This is a genomic window from Pedobacter indicus (assembly GCF_003449035.1).
Taxonomy (GTDB): domain Bacteria; phylum Bacteroidota; class Bacteroidia; order Sphingobacteriales; family Sphingobacteriaceae; genus Albibacterium; species Albibacterium indicum.
On the sequence record NZ_QRGB01000001.1, the window covers coordinates 3,390,016 to 3,412,842 of the forward strand.

A 22,827-nucleotide genomic window follows, 5' to 3' on the forward strand; every position below is an offset into this window, starting at 1 on the left:
TATGGAATTTGATTATAATAGTACACGTTCGCCCCTTATTCTTGCCGAATACGGTCGCAACGTGCAAAATATGGTAGATTACATTTGTACACTACCAACCCGAGAAGAAAGAAATAAATATGCTCAGGTAGTTATCGACCTTATGGGCTTCTTAAATCCACACTTACGTGATGTGTCTGACTTTAAGCATAAGCTTTGGGATCATCTTCATATCATTTCTGACTTCAAAATCGATGTTGATTCGCCCTATCCTGTTCCTGAAAAAGAATCTCTCCGCTCAAGACCAGAAATATTGGATTACCCTCAACACCGTATACGTTATAAACATTACGGAAAAACGGTAGAAAAGCTAATCGATTCAGCGAAAAAGATTGAAAACCCGGATAGTCAGAAAAAAATGGTCACCTCAATTGCCAATTTCATGAAAATGGCTTACGTTACCTGGAACAAAGATTCTGTGGCGGATGAGACCATTATCAACGACCTGAAGGAGTTATCTAATGGCGAACTATTGATTGACGAAAACATATCTCTGAATAAGGTGGAATTCAAAACCCCGCCCCCAGGAAGCCGTACCCGCTCAAACCAAAGTTCAAAAAGCAACAAGAGCGGAAAAAATCAAAACGGAGGCAAAAAAAGAAACGGTAAGCGCCACTAATTTTAAATACATCGTAAATACATATTGATGAGCAAGAATTCTTTTGAGATTATAGGAGGCAAACCACTAAAGGGAGAGATCATCCCTCAGGGTGCAAAAAATGAGGCATTACAAATTATTTCAGCGGTACTATTAACCAAAGAAAAGATAACGATCAGCAATGTTCCCGACATCAAGGATGTTAATAAACTAATCGACCTCCTTAGCAACCTTGGCGTAGCCGTCGAACGTCTCAATAAGGATACTTACACATTCCAAGCAGAAAACATCAACACAGAATATTTCCAAACGGAGGAATTCAAAACAAAAGGAGGTAGTTTACGCGGCTCCATTATGATTGTCGGTCCGCTGTTAGCGCGCTTTGGAAAAGCTTCTATTCCGAAACCGGGTGGTGATAAGATTGGACGCCGACGTTTAGACACCCATTTTATTGGTCTGGAAAAGCTCGGTGCTAAATTTGTATACGATGCAGAGAATCACTTCTTTGATGTCGACGCGACTGACCTAAAAGGGACCTACATCCTAATGGACGAAGCTTCTGTTACGGGTACAGCCAATATTGTGATGGCTGCTGTTTTGGCCAAAGGAAAAACTACGATCTACAACGCTGCTTGTGAGCCTTACCTGCAGCAACTTTGTAAGATGCTAAACCGTATGGGAGCAAAAATCAGTGGTATAGGCTCTAATTTATTAAACATCGAAGGTGTCGAAGAGCTAGGCGGCACAGAACACCGAATGCTTCCCGATATGATCGAAATCGGTTCCTTTATTGGTTTAGCGGCAATGACAGGTTCGGAAATAACCATTAAAGATGTGCATTTTCATGAGTTAGGTATCATTCCAACTATTTTCTCTCGTCTGGGGATTAAGTTTGAACTTCGGGGTGACGATATTTATATCCCTGCTCAGGATAGTTATGAGATTGAGACATTCATTGATGGCTCGATCCTAACCGTAAGTGATGCCCCCTGGCCCGGATTCACTCCTGATCTTCTGAGCATTATTCTAGTTGTGGCCATCCAAGCGAAAGGCAATGTTCTGATCCATCAGAAGATGTTCGAAAGCCGCTTATTTTTTGTGGATAAGCTTATCGACATGGGCGCACAGATCATCCTATGTGATCCACACAGGGCTACCGTGATTGGCCTGAACAATGAGGTCCGTTTACGTGGAATCGAGATGTCCTCTCCCGATATTCGTGCCGGAGTGTCTCTCCTTATTGCAGCACTTTCCGCACAAGGCAAGTCGATTATCCATAATATAGAACAGATTGAAAGAGGATATCAGGATATCGAAGAGCGTCTCCGTGCCCTGGGTGCGGATATCAAACGAATTAGTTCTGATAATTAAAAGATAACAAAGCCCTTCCATATTAATATCATGTTAACGAAGCATCATGAATTTGTCATGAAATAAACTCGTTGAACTATATTTCCGTGAAAATGTCGTTTTTTGAAGATTGGTTATTAAAAATAGGAAAAAACAATTTTTAGAAAAATGAGAAAAATTTTAGTTTTATTAAGCGCACCAGCTATCTTTTTAGCTTCTTGTGTAAGTAACCCTGAAGGTCAGAAAGCTGAAACCTCAGATGCCGTTGAAAGCACGGTAACTACTGAGGGTAACGAGTTGATCGTTGATACCGCTGAATCTACCGTTAAATGGCTCGGACAAAAAGTTACCGGCAAGCACCATGGAGAAGTTGATATAACTTCAGGCTCTCTAATCGTTTCATAAGACGGACACTTAACGGGAGGTAATTTTGAAATTGACTTGAACACCATCGATGTTCAGGATCTTGAAGGAGAAATGAGAGATAAATTGATGGGTCACTTGAGGAGTGAGGATTTCTTTCATGTAGAAAATCACCCGAGCGCTACTTTTGAAATAATAGAAGTTACAGAAGGGGCTACCGCTACTGATCTAGTTGTATCAGGAAACTTAACCATCCGCGGCGTTACGAAGAACATCAAATTTGATGCTACTGCTTCCGATCTATCTGCTGAATCTGCAGTTCTTGATGCTAATTTCAACATCGCTCGTGAAGACTGGGGAGTTAGCTACCAAGGAAAAGCGGACGACCTTATTAGTAAAGAAATCAATTTCGAGGTACACTTAGTAGCTAAAAAATAATATCTATTTTATCTAAGCAGGCACGAGCCTGCTTAGAAATAACAGGGCCGGATGACGAGTGTCATCCGGCCCTGTTATTTAATTTCTTAATGAAGTCATTTTAATCTTTTATAAAGCCTTTTTCCTTCATCCAATCATCATTAAACATCTTACCCATATAACGGGAACCATGATCATGAAAGATCACCACAACTACATCGTCCTCTTTTAATTGATCTTTCATTTGTATCACGCCTGCTAATGCTGCCCCCGCTGAATTACCAACAAAGATTCCTTCTTTCCGGGCAAGCTCCATAGTCATAATCGCCCCATCTTTATCAGTTACTTTTTCAAAATGGTCAATAAGATCAAAATCTACATTTTTAGGTAGAAAATCTTCACCAATCCCCTCCGTGATATAAGGATATATCTCGTTCTTATCGAAAATACCTGTTTCTTTATATTTTTTAAAAACCGATCCGTATGAATCAACTCCCCACACCTTGATGTCAGGATTTTGCTCCTTCAAGTATTTTCCCGTACCGCAGATTGTTCCCCCTGTACCTACCCCAACAACCAAATGCGTCACTTTCCCTTCCGTTTGCTCCCAAATTTCCGGACCTGTCTGCTCATAATTTGCCTGAGTATTTGAAAGATTGTCATATTGATTGGGTTTCCAAGCATTAGGAGTCTCTTCCACCAAGCGGCTTGATACCGAATAATATGAACGTGGATCTTCAGGATCCACATCCGTCGGACATACGATTACCTCTGCCCCAAAAGCCTTCAAGGCGTCGATCTTTTCCTTTGACTGTTTATCCGTTGTGGTAAAAATACACTTATACCCCTTAATAATAGCAGCCATTGCCAGGCCCATTCCCGTGTTCCCTGATGTTCCCTCGATGATTGTTCCTCCCGGCTTTAGGAGTCCCGCTTGCTCCGCATCCTCAATCATTTTCAGTGCCATCCGATCTTTAATCGAGTTACCCGGATTAAAGGACTCGATTTTAGCCAACACTGTTGCTTGGATATCTTTTGTAATCGAATTGATCTTTACCAATGGCGTGTTACCGATCGTTTCTAAAATATTATTATACCACATCGTATTTATTTTCCTGCTTTGTTATTATTACTACTAAAATCTCAAATGATTTCTAAAATTTCAAATGTTTCACCGTTAACTTATGTTCAATTAATTGCTTCAACGATTCGATACCGATTTTCAGGTGAGACTCAACAAAGTCAGCACTAACTTTTGAATCGCTTTCTCCTGTTTTCACTCCTTCTGGAACCATTGGCTGATCCGATATCAAGAGCAGAGCGCCCGTCGGTATCTTGTTAGCAAATCCGACCGAGAAAATAGTTGCCGTCTCCATATCTACCGCCATTGCTCTCAATTGTTTAAGGTACTTTTTGAAACCTTTGTCATGCTCCCAAACACGTCTGTTCGTCGTATATACTGTGCCGGTCCAATAATCAAGTGAATGGTCACGAATAGTCGTCGAAATTGCCTTCTGTAGCGCAAAGGCAGGTAAAGCCGGAACTTCGGGCGGGAAATAATCATTCGACGTACCTTCACCCCGTATAGCAGCAATTGGCAGCACCAGATCTCCTATATTATTCTTTTTTTTAATGCCCCCCGCCTTACCCAGAAACAATACCGCTTTCGGTTGAATTGCAGATAAGAGATCCATTACTGTGGCAGCAACCGGGCTTCCCATCCCAAAATTGATGATCGTGATCCCATCTGCGGTGACACTCTGCATCGGCTTATCCAATCCGAAAATCGGTGCATTGTCATGCCATTCTGAAAACAACTTCAAATAGTTCGAAAAATTAGTCAGCAAGATATAACTACCGAACTCATCCAAAGATCGACCTGTATATCGGGGCAACCAATTTTCAACGATTTCCTCTTTCGTTTTCAGTCCAACTTGGACGGGGCTTTGATTTATATCTTCTTTCTCATTCATGACTATTTACAGCTATTTATAAATATAAAAAAAGTCCCCGTAATTACGGGGACCTTGCAATTTTAATGACGGATACTTACCAATTTATGAGTGAAAATTACGCAGCCCTCAGCTTATCGACATCTGATTTATCGAACTTCTCCCGTGCATATTCCAAGGTAATCCGCAGCGTATCTTCATTTTTATTTTTTTGAGATGGCACCTCAAACATAGCGTCCAACATAATTGCTTCACAGATTGCCCTTAATCCACGCGCTCCCAAATTGAACTCCATCGCTTTATCTACTATAAACGCAAACACTTCCTCATCAAACTCAAGCTTTACGTTCTCATAAGCAAATAACTTAACATACTGCTTGATTAAGGCGTTCTTTGGTTGCGTTAAGATACTTAGAAGCGTATCCCGATCCAGCGGATTTAAAAATGTAATTGCCGGTAATCGGCCAATCAATTCCGGTATTAAACCAAATGCCCTTAGATCCTGGGGAGTAATGTATTTATGCAAGTTATCTAAATCAATATCTGCTCCGTTAGATGACATTTTATAACCAACCGCTGTGGTACGCAAACGCTTCGCTATCCGCTTCTCGATACCATCGAAAGCCCCACCGCATATAAATAAGATATTCGTCGTATTAACAGCAATCATCTTTTGATCCGGGTGCTTACGTCCACCCTGGGGTGGTACATTCACGCTTGTTCCCTCTAGAATCTTCAACAATGCCTGCTGAACACCCTCACCAGAAACATCCCTCGTTATTGAAGGATTCCCGCTTTTACGAGCTATTTTATCAATTTCGTCAATGTATACAATCCCTCGTTCTGCTGCCGCTACATCATAATCAGCTGCCTGCAGCAAACGTGTCAAAATACTTTCAACATCCTCACCAACATAGCCAGCTTCTGTTAATACCGTCGCATCAACTATACTAAAAGGTACATTCAGCACCTTTGCAATCGTTTTTGCCAACAAGGTCTTACCTGTTCCCGTCTGTCCTACCATGATGATATTAGACTTTTCAATCTCAATCCCATCTTCATCCACCTTCTGGCTTAGTCGCTTATAGTGGTTATAAACAGCAACCGACAATACGCGTTTTGCTTCGTTTTGTCCAATCACGTACTCATCAAGATGCTTTTTTATATCTGCAGGCTTCAAAAGCTTCAACGCACCTTCAATAGCCCTGCTTTTTTCAGCACCCGTAGCTTCGGCGAGCAACTCATTTGCCTGCGTAATACATTTATCACAAATGTAGACACCATCACCATTAATCAGCAACATGGTATCCTTTCGGGCCCGGCCACAAAAAGAACAAACTACTTCTTTTTCCTTACTTTTTGCCATTGTCTTTTTTCTTTCCTTTTAATACTTCATCAACCATCCCATGCTCCTTCGCTTCTTCAGAAGTCATCCAGAAATCACGGTCAGAAGATTTTTCTACCCACTCGTATGATTTTCCCGAATGCCTTGAAATAATCGAATAAAGTTCCTTTTTCAATTTTAGCATCTCTCGTAGGTTGATCTCCATATCAGAAGCCACACCTTGTGCACCACCTGATGGCTGATGGATCATAACGCGGGAGTGTTCCAATGCCGCTCGTTTACCTTCAGCTCCAGCCACCAATAGAACTGCCCCCATCGAAGCAGCCATCCCCGTACAGATTGTTGCAACATCAGGAGAAATGTATTGCATCGTGTCATAAATCCCCATACCAGCATATACACTACCCCCCGGAGAGTTGATATAAATCTGAATATCACGCTGATTATCTGCTGATTGAAGAAACAAAAGCTGAGCTTGAATGATATTGGCGACATGATCTGTCACTGCATCCCCTAAAAAGATGATGCGATCCATCATCAAACGTGAAAACACGTCCATCTGAGCAACATTTAATTGTCTTTCTTCAATGATATATGGAGTCATTGATAATGGCACGTGCTTATTTTCCACTCTGGAAATAAACCCATCAACATGTTGACTACCTATGCGGTGATGTTTGATTGCATATTTTCTAAATTCTTTTTTATCGATACTCATAATGATTTGTTTTAATATTTAAGACGAATAAATATATAGATTAAGGATAAGCAAAAAAACTAGAATTACAAAAACTGAGCCATCGAGTATCCAACGCCAAAAGCTGCCAAAATGCCCGACCGTCAGAGTTATAACGTCTATTATATCAAAAAAGCCATACTGGAATCAGCATGGCTTTTTAAATTTTTTCTAAAATTTTACTTTAATTCAAGAAACTCGTTGTACGGAATTTCTTTCTTTTCAAGTTTTACGATACCTTTCAAATGATCGAATACTTTCAACGCTTTTACCTCTTCAAACAAACGATTTGCTTGTTCTTTATCCTGAAGCAATTGCATGGCATATTGTGATAATTGCTCGTCAGGAAGATCCTGCTGTCCGTACATTTTTAGCTGGGCAGACAACCGATCTTTTGCAGCAGCTACCACTTCTTCGTACTGGATCTCCAATTTATTTTCGTTGATGATCTTGTTCTCTATCAAAGTCCATTTCAGGTTCTTTACGAAATCATCATAGCCTTCTGCTATTTCTTCATCCGTCAACTTTTCATTCGTTGCTTTTAACCAACGCTTCAAAAATTCATCCGGGAATTCTGCTTTCACACGATCCATTCCCATTGTATACATATCATTCTGAAGCTTTTGATCTGCGTTTTGAACGAACATGCTTTCAATTTCTTCTTGTACTTTCGCCTTGAATTCTTCTTCAGTTTTTACCGTTCCTTCACCGTAAATTTTATCGAAAAACTCTTGATCCATCTCAGCTTCTTCTAGACGGTTCACATTTTCAACCTTCAGGTTAAATGTTCCCACTAAGTCCGCCACTTGGTCTTCCTCAATATCCAAAAGTCTGGCAACAGTGCTCTCATCATACGCTTTCTTCAAATCGATCAGAACAACATCATCCTTTTTCAATCCTACTAAGTTCTTTTTGATTTTCTTATCATCGATGATATCTGTTCGTACGGATGTTGTCTTCACGATACCGTTCTCAATAGATTCACCCTTCGCATCCACCTGAGTCAACTCACCATATAGTACATCGTTCTCTTCTGACACTTCTGGGTTCGAACGCTTACCATAGCTTTTTCTTAAGTTAGAAATACGGGAGTTCAATGTCTCGTCATCTGCCTTAATCACATACTCTGTAAGCGTATCTTTTTCAGTGAATGGAATCTCTACTTTTGGGGCTAAACCAATTTCATATTTGAAATTATAATCATCTTCAAAACCCCATGTATACTGTGTATCCTCTTCTTTTGGAAGTGGCTGACCCAAAATCTCTAATTTATTTTCAGTAAGGTAATCGTTTAAGCTATTGCTTACTAGTTTATTAATCTCATCGATCAAAATCGCCTTACCATACGTTCTTTTAATATGTGAAACAGGTACCATTCCCGGACGGAACCCTGGTAACTTAGCTTGCTTTGCCTGACTTTTTATAGCACTGTCGACTTGACTTTTATAGTCTTCCGGTTTTAATTCGATACTGACTACTGCATTCAAGTCATCGATGTTCTCTTGAGAAATATTCATAGCTGCTATTACGTTTGTCTTTACGTTAATTATTTATTTAACAAAAATTCCCCCCGATTATGTCGAGAGGAATCAAGTGCGGAAGAAGGGACTCGAACCCCCACGCCGTGAGGCGCCAGATCCTAAGTCTGGTGCGGCTACCAATTACGCCACTTCCGCAGGTATAGGACTAATTATGGATTGCAAAGGTAGTACCTTTTATTAAAAATCAAAAACATTTTTAATATTTTTCTTCTCCCTAGATTCATTATTAAACCTACCCCGAATTCATTATTAAATCGATCTGATGATGTTTCTCACTCGTTCATAACAAAGCGTGGTTTAACGGTGGTTAAACTGACGTTAAACAGTCCTTTTACTACAGTTTAACCACTGTTAGAGGACTGTTCAACCACTGTTTGACCACTGTACTTCTGGTACAAGTTAAGAATCTTTCCTTAAAGTGTATCGTCCGTAATTACATTCAGATTTCTATGCTCCTTTATTTTTTATTATTTTTAGCCATTCAATCAATGTAAGCATGAAAGCATTCCCTGTATTTATCATCGCACTCTTATTATTTGCGTCTTGTAACAATCGCAACAACCAACAAGGCGGCGATCAGGCTGACTCCGCAAACGTGTCAGCTGATACTACGAACATGCGCGTAGACAAAACAGACCTGACTCAGCTAAGTCTTGAGATCCTAAAGGATTTTAAAAACAAGAACTATGAGGCGCTTGTCCAGTATATTCACCCTGATGAAGGCGTTCGCTTCTCACCTTATGCATTCATAGAGCCCGATACGCATGTTCAACTGTCGTCAGCTGACTTTCTCTCGGCGGTCAATAGCAATGAAAAAAGAATCTGGGGCAGTTTTGACGGTACGGGGGATGAGATTAATATGACAGCAAAGGAATATTTTGAGAGGTTTGTCTATGATGTTGATTTTCTTGAACCCGAGACCTTTAGTATTAATGAAACCATATCATCAGGGAATAGCCTAAACAACCAAGCCGAGATTTACCCGGGAACGCAGTATACTGAAAGTCACTTTTCCGGCTTTGAAGAAAAATACAACGGAATGGACTGGCGTGCGCTCCGGTTGATCTTCAAACAAGTAAACGGCAACTACTACTTAGTGGGTATTGTGCATGACGAGTGGACTATTTAGGGCAAATAGCGATCAGGCTGTGAATAACAAACCCATTGTTGATAAATAATTGTTCGGCTCACAGAATAAAACAATAGATTTGTCTTGATGTAAAATCATAGCGATCAGGTATTACACTGGTAATAAAAAAGGGGAATCGTGTGAAATTCATGAGCTGTCGCGCAACTGTAAGTAGGAAATTTTCTATAAGCCAGATCACCTTCCTTTTTCGCTAGACTTTGCTTTCGCAAAAAAAGTAAATGTCCGAATGAATACTTAAAGGTATTATTTTAACACCCTGCACCCGTATCCGTTTGTACATCCTACTTTTTTGAATTGAGTTTTCAAATTAAAATACAAAGTAGTATGAGCATTTTTAACAAAAGGGTAAACTACAAGCCTTTCGAATACCCCGAGATCCTGAGTTTCACAGAGGCTATCAATCGGTCATTCTGGGTACATTCTGAAGTAGATTTTACGGCCGATATCCAAGACTTCCATTCACATTTAGATGATAATGAGAAAGAGGTGATCAAGAAAAGTTTATTGGCTATTGCCCAAATAGAGGTGGCTGTTAAATCTTTTTGGGGAAACCTTTACCATCACCTTCCAAAGCCTGAATTCAATGGTTTGGGAAGTACCTTTGCTGAATGTGAATTCAGGCATTCAGAGGCCTATTCAAGATTATTGGATGTATTGGGATATAACAATGAATTTGAAGAATTGATTAATGTCCCGGTGATTAAAAAGCGGGTCAACTACCTTTCGGAGGCTCTGGCACATACCAAATCTGAAGATGAGAAAGAATACCTTTTTTCGTTGATTCTGTTTTCTATCCTCATCGAGAATGTATCCCTGTTCAGTCAATTCGCTATTATCTTGTCCTTTACACGTTTTAAGGGCGTGATGAAAAATATAAGCAACATTATTGCCTGGACATCGGTCGACGAACAGATTCATGCCAATGCGGGTATTTACATTGTCAACAAAATCAAAGAAGAGTTTCCCGAATATTTTGATGAGGGTACGAAAAAACGTATTTCTGACATTGTATTAAATTCAATTGAGGTCGAAGCAGAAATCCTTGACTGGATTTTTGAACGAGGGGAAATCGAAACGGTCAATAAAACCAATCTCCTGAACTTCATGAAATATCGTGCAGACGATAGCTTACGCCGAATTGGTTTACCGAGGGTCTTCAATGTATCGGAGAGCGACTACCAACCTATGGTATGGTTTGAAGAGGAGGTCTTTGCCAACAGCATGGACGATTTCTTTGCAAAGCGGCCAGTGGACTACACAAAACATGATAAAAGTATTACGGCAAACGATCTGTTCTAAAAAACGCATAATTCCTGTTAAAAAATATATAATTGACGAAGATGGAAAGACTTTGGTGGTTAAATGAAGAAAGTCAGCAAATCCTGAACCGGGGCTATTTGTTGAAAGGAGAAACGACTAAAACGGCTATCGAGCGGATAGCAATGGCAGCTGCCAAACGACTCTATAAGCCTGAACTTTGCGAACCCTTTATCGAGATGATCGAAAAAGGATGGATGAGCCTAAGCTCACCCATTTGGGCCAATATGGGTACAGAAAGAGGTCTACCGATCTCTTGTTTCAATGTGTATGTACCTGATTATATTGAAGGCATCACCCATAAACTCGGCGAAGTAATCATGCAGACCAAAATTGGCGGGGGGACGTCGGGTTATTTTGGCGAGCTTCGCGAACGTGGCAGTGCGGTTACTGATAATGGCAAAAGTAGTGGAGCGGTAAGTTTCATGAAACTATTTGATACGGCCATGGACACCATCTCGCAAGGCGGTGTGCGGCGCGGAGCATTCGCTGCTTATCTGGATATTGACCATCCGGATATCGGTGAGTTCCTGGAGATCAAGAACATTGGAAATCCCATACAAAATCTATTCACCGGTATCTGTATACCCGATTACTGGATGCAGGATATGATCGATGGCGATATGGACAAACGTAAGATTTGGGCGAAGGTACTGGAAAGCCGCCAGCAAAAGGGTCTACCCTATTTATTGTTCTCCGATAATATTAACCGAAATAAACCCCAGGTTTATAAGGATAAGAACCTGAAAATATATTCAAGCAATCTGTGTTCAGAGATTGCCTTACCGTCGAGTATCGACGAGTCCTTTATTTGCTGCCTATCATCGATGAACTTAGAGCTTTATGATGAATGGAAAGATACGGGAGCGGTTCGACTGGCGACTTTCTTTCTGGATGCCGTGCTTCAAGAGTTTATTGCTAAAACAGAAGACAATTACTACTTAGCTTCAGCAAATCGCTTTGCGAAAAGACACCGTGCGCTAGGATTAGGTGTGATGGGCTGGCATTCATACCTTCAAAAAAACATGATCCCCTTCGAGGGCATGGAGGCCAAGCAACTGACTACAAAAATTTTCAAAGATATCAGCGAAAAAGCAGAAAAAGCCAGTGCGGAGCTAGCAAATATCTATGGTGAGCCCGATCTGTTAAAAGGTTACGGAAAAAGAAATACCACCTTAATGGCAATTGCTCCTACCACTTCTTCTTCAGCAATTCTAGGTCAAACGTCACCAGGGATCGAACCTTTCAGTAGCAACTATTACAAAGCCGGCCTTGCGAAAGGTAATTTTATGCGGAAAAACAAATACCTGCGCCAGCTTTTGATTGAAAAAGGCATAGACAATGAGGATATTTGGCGCAGTATCATGTTGAACCATGGTAGTGTACAACACCTTACCGAATTGAGCGACGAAGAAAAATCTGTTTTCAAAACATTTAAAGAGATCAGTCAGCTTGAGATCATCCAACAGGCGTCTATCCGACAAAAGTACATTGATCAGGCGCAAAGCCTCAACCTCAATATTCCGTCGAACCTGCCGGTTAAGGATGTCAATATGTTAATGATAGAAGCATGGAAATTGGGGGTCAAGAGTCTTTATTACCAACGTAGCCAAAGTGTTTCGAAGGAGTTCATAGCCAATATGGTCACTTGCGTAAGCTGTGAAGCTTAATTTTATTTTAAGAAGCTCTCGTTAGGGAGCGAGCTGCATTTAATTATTATATTAGGGTAAATTTTGTTTGTATGAAAGCATCCATATTTACCCTTTTTTTATGTGTCTGCATTGGCAGCCTTCAGGCTCAAGAAATACCTTTTAACAAGGAGAGCGGAAAAATAGAATATGCTGGTACTGTAACCAAACAGGGAACGCAAGATGCCTTGTATTCGGAAATAAAGGCATGGATAACGCAGACCTTTAAGTCGGCCGAGGAAGTTATGTTGACAGATGACCCGCAAGCAGGCAAACTAAGCTTACAGGGTTTGAGTTATATCAGTCTTGATCCAGCTAGTGACCAAGACACAGCCCTGATAGATGTCCCCGTGCACTTCAACCTATTATTCGACGTACAGGACAATGGCTATCGTTATTTAATTAGTGATATCTATTTTGAATATCAAGAACTGATCATACCTATGGAAGAAACCTTACTGACCCCTACTCAGCAAGAGCGGATCATCCGAGACAGATTGATCGAAAGTCCCCTTTCCGAAGAAGAGACTGCAGCTCTGGTACGTGAAGAACTTGACCGTTACCGACAGTATAAGAATAAAAGTCGGTCAACGTTTAATGGGATTGAATGGTTGATAAAGGAGGGGCTGGCTGAGTGAAAGAAGACATAAAACAACATATCTTTATTTGACAAACAAATATTATCTTTGGTTTACGCTAAACCAATATAAATGAACCTCTATATACGATGTTTATTAACATGTTTGTTAATATTTTTATTTTCGTGTAAAAAAGAACAGGAGCCTGTCCCAGAAATCGACATTCCCAGTGCAGGAATTGATATCTCAAATATCAAAGATTTTCAAACACGACTGAACGCCGACACGCTAACGGGCCAAGAAAAAGGCCAATGGTCAATACTAAGTGGAATGATTGATGATAAAGTATACTTTGACAACGACGAAGACCCCCGTACTATTTTTCATGGTTTACCCGGTGAGACCTATGAGCTAGAATGGTCAGTTATTAATCCAAAAGAAAATAACAAAGTAACAAAGTCTACAGTAAAAGTTTCATTCAATGAATTAAAGGTCTCAATTACAAATGAGCGACCCGAACTTTCTACTCGATTTCTACTGACGACCACAAGATACGACCATGGCGAATGGACGATCGAAGGGGCGCCTGTTGCCCAGATTTGGCCCTCGGCTTCGGGTGGTTATATTGGACCAACGTTGAATTTTCCAGGAATCAACATTCAAGGGTATGCTAATAAAACCTATACGATTACCTGGACAACTAATTACGGAAGTAAGTCAGCTTCAGCAACGATTACTCTGAAAGCGGGGGAATACCTCGAAAGCGAGGCTATAGAAGACTTAATATTACTCCCAAACTCACCTCGTATAACATATAACGATGAAGGTAGAGTTGTAGAATTGGACTTAAGTGCTAAAGGGAGTGCATGGAGATTGGGAGATACAGTACTTTATCCGACAATGCAGGCATTTACAGAATTGAGAAAACTAAACTTAGATGGTTCTGCGGTGGGAGATATGCCTGTTGTATTTGGAGAAAAATATTTAAAACTTGAGGAGCTTAATATAAGCCATGTCGCAATTAGTCATGTGCCGGAAAATATAGGTAATTTAAAACAGTTAAGGATTTTACGTATGAACGTCGCACAAAGCGGTAAGAAACTAACGTCAATTCCCGATACTTTTGGAGACCTTGAAAGCCTCGAACTCCTCGAGCTGATGTCATTAAGTCTTGAAGAACTACCCGAAACTATATCCAACCTTAAAAACCTTAGATCATTTGATTTTCAAGGAAACGACATAAAAAAACTCCCCGACGCGTTAGGGGACATGGTGAATCTTGTGGAGCTAAAGGGTTATACGTCGCAAAATATCCCAAGTTCGGTTACCGAGCTTCCCAAGTTAAAAATATTATATTTTTTAACTGGTGCGACCAATGCATCTTTACCAGATGATTTCGGCAATATAAAAAGCCTGGAGATATTTAAATTGGGAGGTGACTTCAAAAAACTTCCCAATAGTTTTTGTGATCTTCCAAATTTATATGATGTTGAATTGGGTGCAGGAATGGGCACTTCATTAGAACTGCTTCCAGAAAACATTGGTAATCTTAAGTCACTCGTGAGCCTCACAGTGAATGGTCATTTACGTTCGATTCCCGAAAGCTTTAGCAATCTCACAAATCTAGAGAATCTAGTAATTACTGGAGGAGAATTCGAAACCCTTCCGATCGGTTTTGGAAACCTGAAGAAGCTAGCTTGGTTTAGTTCAGAGTTTGGCAAACTGAGAACGTTACCTGATTCTTTTGGAGGGTTAGAAAATCTTAAAACTCTATATCTTTATTACAATCAGCTTAGCGAACTTCCTGAAAGCTTTTTTAATTTATCGAACCTGTTTCGAATCAATATTGGCGGTAATAACTTTAAATCGTTCTCATCAAGTTTTTCTAAACTCAATTCTAACCTTTATGATATCGCTATCTATGAAAATCCTTGTTCAGAAGAAGAGGTAGAGAAATTAAAAAAACTGTTGCCGGATGTCGGGGTCACCTTTTAGATCTTCGCACCCAATTATCTTCGCACCCAATTAAGATGTTTTAGAAGAGAAATCCCTAGGATCATCGCGCAACAGCATCTAATTTCACCCGATAAACCCGATAGGGATATGTGGCTTTATCAAGACCGCCATTCCATTGTGGAAGACGATTAACCTGCGCCGCTGAGACGTAGAGGTAACCGTCAGTGCCAATACCGATTGAGTCTGGCCAAATTAGTCGCTTATCAGTAACAAGCGTCTTCAATTCTCCTTTCGGTGTTAAATATTTTATACTATAATCCATTGATGAGGTAAAATAGATATTTCCAGCAACGTCCATGGCCATACCGTGGCAAACAACGGTCTCACCCATATCCTCGACTAAGCCCATCAAGTCATCATCGCTTAAACTCAGGTCGGCCAGGTGTTCTGTAGCGATCCGATACAAATGCAAACCATTAATCGGCCGAAAATAGAAATACTCGTTATCTTTACTCAAAGCGACACCATTAATATTGGACTTGAAAATATTGCCTTGCTTATCAGCCATTTCTTTTCCTTCATAAGAAAGACTGAAACCCGGTACCGCTTGGGTCATCGGTCGATCTTTTAATACGGATCTTGTTTTACCGCTTTTTAAATCTAGTATGACAATAGCAGCCTGACCAGGGTCGGAAAGGTAAGCCAATTGTTTATCTGTGTCTACACGCACATCGTTTAATCCGGATTTTTCTTTTGGTAGATCTTCAAAACGAAAGATATTCTTTACCTCATTACTTTTCAAATCAATTTGGAGTAATTTAAATTTTCCTAGACTTTCCTCTTCACCCCCATCCTTCCCAAATACGGAGTTTTTAGAAGCCGGCTTGGAATCCAACACCCAAAGCTGATCATCGGTGTCTACATAAAGGTCTTGTACATTGACAAAAACTCGATCTTCTGACCCTCCCTTTTGATTCCATTCTTCGTTTGGAAATGGCACCCGCTTGCCGTTTTTTATCTCGGTCAGACCGTAAACATAGGGCTCTCGTTTGGGAAAAGAAACAAACAACCGATTGTCAGAAGAGACGCTCACTCCGATAGGTTGAGATTTGCCAAGTTCAGCAGCCACTTCTAGCTTGTTCGACGGAGAGTGCTGAGCTGATACTTGCAGGGGGTTGGTTATTATCGCACAAAAAACAACGGTTACGCAGGTTGCTATCTTTTTATATTTCATAGAATATCAATTTGACTACCGTATGAATATACTATATTTAAAAAGAAAACATTGAAACCGTTTAAATAGTTTAGCAATTTCTATTATACCCTTAAACTTTTTTACTTGACCCCTTTTTTGCTTGATCCCAAAACACGTGTGCAATACCGTATATTCTAAAAAAAGAAGCCCTGTAAGCAATGAACTTACAGGGCTTCTTTTGTACTAGCTGTACCCAGGGCCGGGATCGAACCGGCACGGTTTCCCATTGGTGTTTGAGACCAACGCGTCTACCAATTCCGCCACCTGGGCATTGTTTTGTGTGGGGATGCAAATGTATTTATTTATCCTCCAAACACAAAATTTTATTTCAACTATTTTTGAACCAATTTCAAGATATCATTGCCCATAACAAAGATCATGAGGGCGACAATAATAACAAAACCCACCAGTTGCGCTCTTTCCATAAACTTATCACTCATCGGTTTTCCTTGCACCATTTCAATCAATAAAAAGAGGGTGTGACCGCCGTCAAGCCCCGGTATGGGCAACAAGTTCATCAATGCCAATGCCATGGACAGTAAACCTACCAGCGTCCAAAAACGAATCCAATTTACTTCAGCTCCAAACATCTCTGCAATACCGACAGGTCCGGATAAGGCTTTCGATGCTTTTACTTCTCCAGCTGCTATTTTACCCAACCCTTTGGCATTGTCGATCAATGAGCCCCAGGCAACCGAAGCGCCAACCGGCAAAGCTTCAAAGAAGCCATATTTTACTTGATCTATCGGGAAATATCGTGGAAAAACCACACCAAGAATACCGTCATCAGAGATGTTGGCTGTCAATTCAACCTCTTTACCATCACGGTAGACCAGGAAATCGACCGCCTGCCCTTTTTTATCGGCCATAACATCGGTAAACTCATCAGCGTAAGTAACGGGCTGCCCTTCTACCCGTAGAATACTATCACCTTCCATAAATCCGGCTTTTTCAGCTGCGCCCCCTTCCTGAAGGGATTGAATGGCATTCAAATAAGCTCTGGGTGCCACAAATTCATCTACACCGTGATCAGAAATATCATTTAGAATATCGAGAGGAACCGAGATATGTTGTGTCTGCCCTCCTCTTTCCACGGTTAGATCTACACCACCCATCAGTACATCCGAGCTTCGGATATCTTCAAAGTGGACAACCTTCTCGCCGTCTATTTCTAAAATACGGTCACCTGTCTGCAATCCGATCTCTTTACCAACTATACCTGGAACAATCCCCTGTGTTAGCTTCTCATTGCTGATGAAGGTATCACCGTATTTGAAGGTCAGCATCCAGAAAATAAAGATACCCAGAACGATATTAACGAAGATACCCCCTAACATAACGATCAGGCGTTGCCATGCTGGTTTAGATCGAAACTCCCACGGTTGCGGCGGCCCCGCCATTTGCTCTGTATCCATTGATTCATCAATCATCCCCGCAATCTTTACATAACCTCCTAAAGGCAACCAGCCGATTCCATATTCACAACCTTTATAATTAAATTTAAACAACTTTACACCCCAAGCATCAAAGAACAAGTAGAACTTCTCTACCTTGATACCGAAAGCCCGAGCAGCTAAAAAGTGCCCCAATTCATGTAAAACTATTAGTATTGAAAGGCCCAGAATCAACTGCCCCGTCATAATCAAACCATCCATATGCTATTTTTATTCTTTTTCTATTAATGTCTTTGTTTTTTGATTGCTTCCCTTGTGTAAGCTCTACTTTGATGATCAATTTTCGAAAATGTTTCTAGATCTGGATTTTTCTCATGATCAATTTTCACCATCGTTTCTTCAATCAATTCACTCATTTGTAAAAAGCCAATCTCTTGGTTCAAAAACGCTGCCACAACAATTTCGTTGGCAGCATTTAATACACAAGGCATAGATCCACCTTTCTCTAACGCTTGGTAAGCTAACCGAAGATTAGAAAATGTATCCATGTCTGGCTTTTCAAATGTCAGCTGTGATAATGTATTAAAATCTAATCGCGGAAGCTTATTCTCTACTCTTTCGGGATAAGCAAGCGCATATTGAATAGGAAGTTTCATATCTGGCAAACCCAACTGAGCCTTGATAGAACCATCTGAAAATTGAACCATAGAATGAATAATGGACTGAGGGTGGACCACCACGTCAATTTGACATGCTTCTACCCCAAAAAGCCAATGAGCTTCGATTACCTCTAACCCCTTATTCATTAAGGAAGCAGAGTCTATTGTAATCTTTTGCCCCATAGTCCAGTTAGGGTGTTTCAACGCATCCCTGAAAGAAACGTTACGTAGGTAATCACGGTTTTTCCCACGAAACGGACCACCAGAAGCCGTCAGGATGAGCTTCTCTACAGACTCAGACCTTTCTCCCATTAAGCATTGGAAAATTGCCGAATGCTCAGAATCGACCGGCAAAATGTCAACATCATTCTGTTTCGCGAGTTTGGTAATCAGTTCGCCAGCTACGACCAGTGTTTCTTTATTGGCCAGTGCAATTGCTTTTTTTGCTTTTATCGCATTGAATGTAGGCACTAAACCAGAAAACCCAACCAAAGCGGTCAGTACAACATCGATCGAAGGAATTTGTACTACTTCCGAAAGTGCATCAGTACCAGCGTAAACTTGGACATTTTCGTTAGCTAAAGCCTCCTTTACCGTGCTATAGTGCTCCGGATTGCTAATTACAACAGCTTGAGGTTTAAATTCCAATGCCTGATCAATTAGCAATCTGTAATTATTAGCCGCCGTCAGCACATCAGCTTTAAAGAGATCGGGATGACTCTTAACAACCTCCAAAGTTTGTGTCCCGATACTTCCTGTAGACCCGAGTATGGCGATATTTCTTTTGTTCACAGGATATATTTTTCTAATTCTTCTGCCATTGATCGATCATTGGATAAACGGGGTAATTTATTCTGACCACCCAGTTTCCCTTTCGATTTCATGTAATTTATAAATGCTCCTTTCTGCACAGGGCTAATTTTTAAGGGTTGCAAAACTTTACCTTCGATCAAATCAAAATAATACGAATTCTTCTTCTGCAAGGCTTCGTCTACTCTAATCCGAAATGATTCCAGATCTTCCGGAAGTTTATTAAACTCAATAAACCATTCATGATAAGGCAGTTCATCACCACCTGGTGTTACCTGCGGTGCTACTGTAAACTCAACAATCTCAACTTTTTCGTCTTTAGCCACCGACAGTAGGGCATGCTCGACCTCTTCTCCTATCACATGTTCACCAAATGCAGAAATGAAGTGTTTAATTCTCCCGCTTACAATAATACGATAAGGATTTAAAGAAACAAATTTTACGGTGTCACCAATACTGTACCCCCAGAGTCCCGCGTTGGTATTTAAAACCAGGGCATAGTTAACCCCCACTTGCACGTCTGCCAGCGATAAGCGGGTTGGTTTTTCATTAAAAAAATCATCTGCGGGAATAAACTCGTAAAAAATACCCGAATCTGGCAAAAGGAGCATACTCCTTTCATCTTGCTTGTCCTGAAAAGCGATAAAACCTTCAGAAGCCGGATAGGTTTCTATAGAATCTACCTTCTTTCCAATACTTTCTTCCAATTTGGCCCGATAGGGTTCGAAATTTACACCGCCATATACGAACAGGCTAAAATTCTTAAAGATATTTTTTATTCTTTCACCATCGGCCCTAGCGATCAATCGATCGAAATACATTTGTACCCAGGGTGGGATACCCGAAATAAGCCGCATATCCTGCTCTATCGTTTCATCGACAATTGCCTCAATCTTGGCTTCCCAATCCTCAATACAATTTGTTTTATATGATGGTAGGCGGTTTTTTTGTAGATATGAAGGGATATGATGTGCTACAATACCAGACAATCTACCAAAATCGACTCCCTTCTTCTTTTCTAAAATGGGGCTCCCCTGAACAAATATCATCTTCCCATCAACGAAATCAGATTTCCCTGTTTCATAAATATAATTAAGCAGTGCATCTCTCGCCGCGCCTATTTGCTCAGGAAGAGATTCTTTTGTCAAAGGGATATATTTCACTCCCGACGTAGTACCTGATGTTTTTGCTAAATAAGAGGGTTTACCAGGCCATAAAATGTCCGCTTCTCCATTTACGATCCGATCAATGTATTTTCTCAGATCTTCGTAATCTTGAACCGGAACATACTTTTTAAAATCTTGGTAATTTTTTATTTCATCAAAATGATGGTCTTGACCAAAGGCGGTATTTCTGGCGGTTGAAATCAGCTTCCGGAACGTCTTCTCTTGTAAAAAAACAGCATCTTTACGCCAGCGACCTATTTTTCGTGAATTATACGCCGCGTATATTTTACTTAATGATGCTTTTATACCCATAAATATCAAATTCTATTCTTCTATATAATATTCTGCATGATCGACGGATCTGAATCACCTTTATAATCATGAACCATTTTTCGATAGGCAATAATGAATGTCACGCTGGATAAAGGAATAATCACAAATGAGTTTATGAGACTTAATATAGTCGAAATAAAGGGATAACCACGATAGCTAAAATATAAATAGAGCGATCCCGATAACGCAAAAAAGGCGATAATTAAAATAATCTTTACAAAATTTCCACGGGTTACAGCCAAACTTAACCGTATAGACTTAAAAGGCGATTCTTTTTTGTCCAGAATGAAGAATGGGAAAAACGCTATCCGCAGAAATGTATAAGAAAAAAGAATAATGGTTATTACGTAGACCATGTTAACCATCATCTCTATGTCGACCAAATAGATCAAAGGAAAAAACACGACAGAAATGATCAAATAACCTAAAAAGGTACCGACTGTAATGGTCAATACACAAGCAAAAAAATAGATAATCTCTTTTAAAGTCGGGAAGCTTTTTCTGAGCTTAACTTGGTCTGCAGACTTATCTAAAACCTGAAAAATGTGCTTGAAAAGCGTAAGTTGGATACTGAAATACAAGAATAAGAACAACAGAGCCATAAAGACGCTGAGTACGATGTTTACACTGCTTAAATAGGCGGCAAGTATACCGGAGATATTAGAAACAATAAAGAGTGAAAAACAGATGCCTGCGATTGCTAAGTACCGCTTTTTTAGAACATCCCAAGCATCACTAATAACATCGTTTACGACAAAAGTGCTCTCTTTTAAATAATCAATCATGAACCCCGCTTGGAGAAATATTATACAAAATTAGATAAATAATACGATAAATTAATAAGGTTGGTCGCGTTTTAGCGCTTCCGTACCCTTCGCTGGCTCCCAATTAGCCTTTGGTTCAAAATGATGCCAGACAGCGGCTGAAATATCCCTCATTAACTGGCTCGCTTCGTTGTCATAAGTCCAGCTGCGATCCTTATTATTTTTCGTGCCAATGTATAGAACATAGTCGCCATGCGGCGCATTGACCATGATCAACTCAGACCGCGAGGCATCTACCGCACCCGTTTTAGACGCCTTCTGAACGTATGGTGGAATTTGCGAAGCCGCATTATCTACATAAAAGCCGCTTGTCATTAACCGATACATCTGCTCGCTCGCCACCTTATCAATTAGTTCGCCGTTGCGAATTTTAATCAATAAAGATGCCATCTCTCGTGGCGTGGTTTGTCCCCAACCATAAATTTCCCAAATTTTCTCCCTACCTTCAGTTCTAGAGTTCACACGCGTATCTTTAAGACCGATGTCAGCCATCACCTTATTGATTTCTGCACCTCCCCCGGCAAGTTCCTGACACCAAAGAGACGTTGTATTATCGCTGTACGTGATCATTAAAGAAGCAAGAGTTCTAAGATCAGTTTGTGAGCTGTCTTTATAGAACTGCATAAGGCCCGACCCGCCATAGGCGCGACTGTCATCGTAAACCATCGGCTGATTAAGAGTATACTTACCATCTGATATTTTCTTGAAAAGTCCGATTAGGATGGGGACCTTCACGACACTTGCTGTAGGAAAGATAGTATCTGCATTGATCGCAACCTCCTTATGTTTCTTTAAATGGTATACATAGACACCAACATCACCTTGATGGTTTTTCGTTAATTCTTCCAAAGTTTTCTGCAATTTCTTGTCGGTCTTAACAGATTGGGCAAAAGTGATATGCGTCATTGATAGAACTGCGATAAGTATGATTAGCTTTTGGTAAAATTTATTCATGATTTCACATTTATAAACAAATATACAATTTGCTTTAGTAGTTCTCTCAATGAAAACCATACCTTTAGTGCAAAACATTCTTTAAATAATACTGTTTTTAGAGTATGAGTAAATTTGCAGAACTAATAAATTCAGACAAACCTGTTTTAGTCGATTTTTTTGCTGAATGGTGTGGTCCTTGTCAAACCTTAAAGCCCATTTTACAGGATCTAAAAAAATCTATTGGTGATAAAGCTACAATATTAAAGGTAGATGTAGATAAAAATCCCGCCCTAGCTAGTTCATTAGGAATACAGGGTGTCCCAACGTTGATTATTTTTAAAAATGGGGAGGCAAAATGGCGCCAAAGTGGTGTTCGTCCCTTGGGAGAGCTGACTGAAGAGCTTTTAAAACACGCTTAAC

At 40.3% G+C, this 22,827-nt stretch carries 20 protein-coding genes, 2 tRNA genes, 1 pseudogene and 1 riboswitch; of the genes and pseudogenes, 10 read left to right on the forward strand and 13 right to left on the reverse strand.

Annotation, left to right across the window (positions count from 1 at the left end):
* Position 1 precedes the first annotated feature (1 nt).
* The 4 genes from D3P12_RS14890 to D3P12_RS15635 all read left to right on the forward strand — a co-directional run bounded on the left by D3P12_RS14890 (position 2) and on the right by D3P12_RS15635 (position 2,788).
* Complete coding sequence (locus tag D3P12_RS14890) at positions 2-658, forward strand: DUF4290 domain-containing protein (protein WP_118196806.1); 657 nt, start codon at positions 2-4, stop codon at positions 656-658.
* Between the two features lie 27 nt (positions 659-685).
* On the forward strand, positions 686-2,008 hold the full coding sequence (murA, locus tag D3P12_RS14895; RefSeq protein ID WP_118196808.1) for a UDP-N-acetylglucosamine 1-carboxyvinyltransferase: 1,323 nt from the start codon (positions 686-688) through the stop codon (positions 2,006-2,008).
* Between the two features lie 147 nt (positions 2,009-2,155).
* A complete protein-coding gene (locus D3P12_RS15630) occupies positions 2,156-2,392 on the forward strand; it encodes a hypothetical protein (RefSeq protein ID WP_245977466.1) in 237 nt (78 codons plus the stop codon).
* 30 nt (positions 2,393-2,422) lie between these two features.
* Positions 2,423-2,788 (forward strand): YceI family protein, encoded by a 366-nt coding sequence (locus D3P12_RS15635; RefSeq protein WP_262511149.1) that lies wholly within the window; start codon positions 2,423-2,425, stop codon positions 2,786-2,788.
* Positions 2,789-2,891: 103 nt separating this feature from the next.
* Here the strand turns inward: D3P12_RS15635 and D3P12_RS14905 are convergent.
* The 6 genes and pseudogenes from D3P12_RS14905 to D3P12_RS14930 form a co-directional block, all read right to left on the reverse strand.
* Positions 2,892-3,869 (reverse strand): annotated as a pseudogene (locus tag D3P12_RS14905) (PLP-dependent cysteine synthase family protein); the annotation flags it as partial.
* Positions 3,870-3,921: 52 nt separating this feature from the next.
* Positions 3,922-4,740, reverse strand: a complete 819-nt coding sequence (locus D3P12_RS14910) for an AMP nucleosidase (RefSeq protein WP_118196812.1) — start codon at positions 4,738-4,740, stop codon at positions 3,922-3,924.
* A 97-nt stretch (positions 4,741-4,837) separates the two neighbouring features.
* On the reverse strand, positions 4,838-6,085 hold the full coding sequence (clpX, locus tag D3P12_RS14915) for an ATP-dependent Clp protease ATP-binding subunit ClpX (protein ID WP_118196815.1): 1,248 nt from the start codon (positions 6,083-6,085) through the stop codon (positions 4,838-4,840).
* Entirely contained in the window at positions 6,072-6,782 is a 711-nt protein-coding gene (gene clpP, locus D3P12_RS14920) for an ATP-dependent Clp endopeptidase proteolytic subunit ClpP (RefSeq protein ID WP_118196816.1), read from the reverse strand. Before clpP ends, clpX begins: the two co-directional genes overlap by 14 nt.
* Before the next feature lie 197 nt (positions 6,783-6,979).
* Positions 6,980-8,317: a trigger factor gene (gene tig, locus D3P12_RS14925; protein ID WP_118196818.1), complete on the reverse strand. Its 1,338-nt coding sequence runs from the start codon at positions 8,315-8,317 to the stop codon at positions 6,980-6,982.
* Between the two features lie 77 nt (positions 8,318-8,394).
* Positions 8,395-8,476: transfer RNA gene (locus tag D3P12_RS14930), tRNA-Leu, on the reverse strand.
* Positions 8,477-8,837: 361 nt separating this feature from the next.
* Here D3P12_RS14930 and D3P12_RS14935 point away from each other — a divergent pair.
* From D3P12_RS14935 to D3P12_RS14955, 5 genes are all read left to right on the forward strand, one after another.
* Complete coding sequence (locus tag D3P12_RS14935) at positions 8,838-9,470, forward strand: hypothetical protein (protein ID WP_118196819.1); 633 nt, start codon at positions 8,838-8,840, stop codon at positions 9,468-9,470.
* Positions 9,471-9,560: 90 nt separating this feature from the next.
* Positions 9,561-9,691, forward strand: a riboswitch (cobalamin riboswitch).
* 124 nt (positions 9,692-9,815) lie between these two features.
* Complete coding sequence (locus D3P12_RS14940; protein ID WP_118196820.1) at positions 9,816-10,790, forward strand: ribonucleotide-diphosphate reductase subunit beta; 975 nt, start codon at positions 9,816-9,818, stop codon at positions 10,788-10,790.
* A gap of 41 nt (positions 10,791-10,831) precedes the next feature.
* Positions 10,832-12,478: a ribonucleoside-diphosphate reductase subunit alpha gene (locus D3P12_RS14945; protein ID WP_118196822.1), complete on the forward strand. Its 1,647-nt coding sequence runs from the start codon at positions 10,832-10,834 to the stop codon at positions 12,476-12,478.
* 71 nt (positions 12,479-12,549) lie between these two features.
* A complete protein-coding gene (locus tag D3P12_RS14950) occupies positions 12,550-13,134 on the forward strand; it encodes a DUF4468 domain-containing protein (RefSeq protein WP_118196824.1) in 585 nt (194 codons plus the stop codon).
* Positions 13,135-13,239: 105 nt separating this feature from the next.
* On the forward strand, positions 13,240-15,069 hold the full coding sequence (locus tag D3P12_RS14955; protein WP_157970372.1) for a leucine-rich repeat domain-containing protein: 1,830 nt from the start codon (positions 13,240-13,242) through the stop codon (positions 15,067-15,069).
* A gap of 61 nt (positions 15,070-15,130) precedes the next feature.
* Here D3P12_RS14955 and D3P12_RS14960 read toward each other — a convergent pair whose 3' ends face one another.
* The 7 genes from D3P12_RS14960 to D3P12_RS14990 all read right to left on the reverse strand — a co-directional run bounded on the left by D3P12_RS14960 (position 15,131) and on the right by D3P12_RS14990 (position 22,425).
* The gene (locus D3P12_RS14960) at positions 15,131-16,264 is read right to left on the reverse strand and encodes an L-dopachrome tautomerase-related protein (protein WP_118196828.1); all 1,134 of its coding nucleotides are present in this window, start codon (positions 16,262-16,264) and stop codon (positions 15,131-15,133) included.
* Positions 16,265-16,475: 211 nt separating this feature from the next.
* Positions 16,476-16,555 (reverse strand) — tRNA-Leu (locus D3P12_RS14965).
* Between the two features lie 62 nt (positions 16,556-16,617).
* Positions 16,618-17,940, reverse strand: a complete 1,323-nt coding sequence (rseP, locus tag D3P12_RS14970) for an RIP metalloprotease RseP (protein ID WP_118196830.1) — start codon at positions 17,938-17,940, stop codon at positions 16,618-16,620.
* Positions 17,941-17,963: 23 nt separating this feature from the next.
* Entirely contained in the window at positions 17,964-19,130 is a 1,167-nt protein-coding gene (locus tag D3P12_RS14975) for a 1-deoxy-D-xylulose-5-phosphate reductoisomerase (protein WP_118196832.1), read from the reverse strand.
* Positions 19,127-20,626 (reverse strand): GH3 auxin-responsive promoter family protein, encoded by a 1,500-nt coding sequence (locus tag D3P12_RS14980; protein ID WP_118196834.1) that lies wholly within the window; start codon positions 20,624-20,626, stop codon positions 19,127-19,129. The genes D3P12_RS14975 and D3P12_RS14980 overlap by 4 nt, the downstream gene beginning before the upstream one ends.
* Positions 20,627-20,646: 20 nt before the next feature.
* Positions 20,647-21,432, reverse strand: a complete 786-nt coding sequence (locus D3P12_RS14985) for a beta-carotene 15,15'-monooxygenase (protein WP_118196836.1) — start codon at positions 21,430-21,432, stop codon at positions 20,647-20,649.
* A gap of 51 nt (positions 21,433-21,483) precedes the next feature.
* Positions 21,484-22,425: a serine hydrolase gene (locus D3P12_RS14990; protein ID WP_118197125.1), complete on the reverse strand. Its 942-nt coding sequence runs from the start codon at positions 22,423-22,425 to the stop codon at positions 21,484-21,486.
* Positions 22,426-22,529: 104 nt separating this feature from the next.
* Here D3P12_RS14990 and trxA point away from each other — a divergent pair, with 104 nt between their 5' ends.
* A complete protein-coding gene (trxA, locus tag D3P12_RS14995; RefSeq protein ID WP_118196838.1) occupies positions 22,530-22,826 on the forward strand; it encodes a thioredoxin in 297 nt (98 codons plus the stop codon).
* Position 22,827 lies beyond the last annotated feature (1 nt).

Bases quoted from the DNA above. Each gene is read 5' to 3' on its own strand.
- D3P12_RS14890 (WP_118196806.1), top strand. From the start codon at position 2: ATGGAATTTGATTATAATAGTACACGTTCGCCCCTTATTCTTGCCGAA.
- murA (WP_118196808.1), top strand. From the start codon at position 686: ATGAGCAAGAATTCTTTTGAGATTATAGGAGGCAAACCACTAAAGGGA.
- D3P12_RS15630 (WP_245977466.1), top strand. From the start codon at position 2,156: ATGAGAAAAATTTTAGTTTTATTAAGCGCACCAGCTATCTTTTTAGCT.
- D3P12_RS14910 (WP_118196812.1), bottom strand. From the start codon at position 4,740: ATGAATGAGAAAGAAGATATAAATCAAAGCCCCGTCCAAGTTGGACTG.
- clpX (WP_118196815.1), bottom strand. From the start codon at position 6,085: ATGGCAAAAAGTAAGGAAAAAGAAGTAGTTTGTTCTTTTTGTGGCCGG.
- clpP (WP_118196816.1), bottom strand. From the start codon at position 6,782: ATGAGTATCGATAAAAAAGAATTTAGAAAATATGCAATCAAACATCAC.
- tig (WP_118196818.1), bottom strand. From the start codon at position 8,317: ATGAATATTTCTCAAGAGAACATCGATGACTTGAATGCAGTAGTCAGT.
- D3P12_RS14935 (WP_118196819.1), top strand. From the start codon at position 8,838: ATGAAAGCATTCCCTGTATTTATCATCGCACTCTTATTATTTGCGTCT.
- D3P12_RS14940 (WP_118196820.1), top strand. From the start codon at position 9,816: ATGAGCATTTTTAACAAAAGGGTAAACTACAAGCCTTTCGAATACCCC.
- D3P12_RS14945 (WP_118196822.1), top strand. From the start codon at position 10,832: ATGGAAAGACTTTGGTGGTTAAATGAAGAAAGTCAGCAAATCCTGAAC.
- D3P12_RS14950 (WP_118196824.1), top strand. From the start codon at position 12,550: ATGAAAGCATCCATATTTACCCTTTTTTTATGTGTCTGCATTGGCAGC.
- D3P12_RS14960 (WP_118196828.1), bottom strand. From the start codon at position 16,264: ATGAAATATAAAAAGATAGCAACCTGCGTAACCGTTGTTTTTTGTGCG.
- rseP (WP_118196830.1), bottom strand. From the start codon at position 17,940: ATGGATGGTTTGATTATGACGGGGCAGTTGATTCTGGGCCTTTCAATA.
- D3P12_RS14980 (WP_118196834.1), bottom strand. From the start codon at position 20,626: ATGGGTATAAAAGCATCATTAAGTAAAATATACGCGGCGTATAATTCA.
- D3P12_RS14985 (WP_118196836.1), bottom strand. From the start codon at position 21,432: ATGATTGATTATTTAAAAGAGAGCACTTTTGTCGTAAACGATGTTATT.
- D3P12_RS14990 (WP_118197125.1), bottom strand. From the start codon at position 22,425: ATGAATAAATTTTACCAAAAGCTAATCATACTTATCGCAGTTCTATCA.
- trxA (WP_118196838.1), top strand. From the start codon at position 22,530: ATGAGTAAATTTGCAGAACTAATAAATTCAGACAAACCTGTTTTAGTC.